At 71.7% G+C, this 2,111-nt stretch carries 2 protein-coding genes and 1 pseudogene; 2 read left to right on the top strand and 1 reads right to left on the bottom strand.

Features of this window, described 5'->3' with window-relative positions; all coding sequences use genetic code 11:
• Positions 1-47 precede the first annotated feature (47 nt).
• Both RMO85_RS07060 and RMO85_RS07055 read left to right on the top strand, forming a co-directional pair.
• A complete protein-coding gene (locus RMO85_RS07060; protein WP_310527978.1) occupies positions 48-704 on the top strand; it encodes a L,D-transpeptidase in 657 nt (218 codons plus the stop codon).
• 59 nt (positions 705-763) lie between these two features.
• Positions 764-1,660, top strand: coding sequence for an endonuclease/exonuclease/phosphatase family protein (locus tag RMO85_RS07055; protein WP_310527976.1), 897 nt, complete (start codon positions 764-766; stop codon positions 1,658-1,660).
• 74 nt (positions 1,661-1,734) lie between these two features.
• On the opposite strand, the pseudogene RMO85_RS07050 reads toward RMO85_RS07055, so the two are convergent.
• Positions 1,735-2,111, bottom strand: a pseudogene (locus tag RMO85_RS07050) (ATP-dependent helicase); the annotation flags it as partial.

Genomic DNA, 2,111 nt, shown 5'->3' with positions numbered 1-2,111 from the left:
CCGGCGGGGCCGGCAGGGCCGGCAAGGCCGCAAAGGCCTGATCCGCCATGAGTCGCCACCGGTCCGTTCGCCCGCGCTACGGCCGGATCGTGCTGGCCCTCGCGGCTCTCGTCATCACCGCCTTCTCCGTGCTCGGGGGGGTGGGCGTGATCCCGACCGCGCCGTCCGCGGCCGAGGATGCCCAGGGTGCCCGGCTGGCCGCGGCGCACAGCCCGACCTCGTCACCGAGCGCGACCAGCGCGGTCGAGCCTCGGATGCAGGGTCCGAGCGCGCCGGCCGAGCCGGCGGAACAGTCCGACCCGGCTGCCCTGCCGGCCGACTCCGGCGCGGGGCGGCGGATCGTGTTCAGTGAGGCGGACCAACGGGTCTGGCTGGTCCGGGGGAACGGCACCGTGCGGCGTACGTATCTCGTCTCGGGCAGCGTGGTGGACAACCTCGACCCGGGGCGCTACGCCGTCTACTCGAAGTCGCGCTGGGCGGTCGGCGTGGACGACTCGGGGGTGATGGAGTACTTCGTCCGCTTCGCCCGGGGAGAGCACGCAGCCATCGGCTTCCACACCATCCCGACCAAGCTCGACACCGCGCTCCAGAGTCGCGCCCAGCTCGGCACCCCGCAGTCACACGGCTGCATCCGACAGGCCACCGCCGACGCCATCGCGTTGTGGAACTTCGCCCCCGAGGGCACCCCGGTCGTGGTGGTCTGAGTCACGTGTACCATCCGCGCGGATTTGGCAACTCGCCGGGGGCTTGCCATGGTGTCCGGATGGCACACACCCCCAAGGCCTTCGCTGCCACCTGCGCGCTCACCGTCAGCCTCGCTCTGACGCCGGTCCTCGCGACCCCCGTCGCCGAGGCGGCGCCCGCCCGCAGTGACGCAAGCAGCCAGACCAGCACCGAGACCAGTGCGGACGCGACCACCGCGGCTCCCACGGCCCCGGAGATGCCGACCAAGCCGCGCAACGGCTACGGGTTGCGCCTGACGACGTTCAACATCTTGAGCAGTTCGATCGCCCGTGGCGGCATCGATCGCGCCACCCGCGCCGCCCGCTGGGTGCAGGACCAGGGCGCCGACGCCGCGGCGTTCCAGGAGGTCGCCAAGGACCAGCTGCGCCAGATCCAGACCGTGATGCCGAAGTACAACTTCTTCCCGCGCCGCGGGCTGGGCACGCGCGGCTCGGCCATCCAGATCGCCTGGAACTCCAAGACGGTCAAGCAGATGGAGACGGGCTTCATCATGCGCCCCTTCCTGGGCTGGGCCCGACCGATTCCCTACGTCCGCCTGCGTGATCGCGAGACGGGGCGCGGCTTCTGGGTCGTCGCGATCCACAACGCCCCCGGTGGTCAGGAGCACGAGCGCGACGTGTCGACGGCGAGCGAGATCAAGCTGATCAAGAAGCTCCAGGCCGGTCGCGACCGCCCGGTGTTCGTCATCGGCGACGTCAACGAGCGGGCCGAGTTCTGCCAGAAGGTCGCCGCCGCGACGCCGCTGGTCTCCATGAACGGTGGCTCGGAGAAGAACCCCTGCCCGGTCCCGCGCTTCGGTGGCCCGGACTGGATGCTCGGCTCCGGCGCCGAGTTCTCGGGCTTCGAGAAGGTCTACAACGGCATCAGCGACCACCCTGCGCTGACCGCCAAGGCCTGGATCCCGTCCAAGAACTAGAGGCACCTGCTCGTACGACGAGGCCCGCCCGAGCTGAGCTCGGGCGGGCCTCGTCGTCGTCCGGGATGCGGTTCTCAGGCCTCGCTGGTCGCGGCACCGGTGGCGGCACCACCGCCGGAACGGGTCCGGCGACGGCTGCGGTTGGTACGGCTGGCGGCCGGCTTGTCCCCGTCCGTGGCGGTGACCGGGGCGGCGGGCTTGTCGCCGGCCACCGAGGCCCCATTGCGCGTGCGGCTGCGGTTGCGGTCGTTGTTGCGGCTGCGAGGGGGACGCTCGGAGGAGTTGTCGTCGCGACGACCTCGATCGCCGGCCCGGTCCTCGCGCGGCTTGCGCTCCACCGGAGCGGCGTCGACGATGCGGCCCCTGGTGCCGGTCGGGATGCCCTGGTCGTGGAAGAGGTGCTCGGAGGTGGAGTAGGTCTCCGGCGGGTCGGGGAAGGGCAGGTCGAGCG

Source organism: Nocardioides sp. (assembly GCF_031422975.1).
In the GTDB taxonomy this organism is placed as follows: Bacteria; Actinomycetota; Actinomycetes; order Propionibacteriales; family Nocardioidaceae; genus Nocardioides.
Note: the sequence above shows the minus strand (reverse complement) of the source record. Positions and strands in the feature narration are given on the sequence as shown.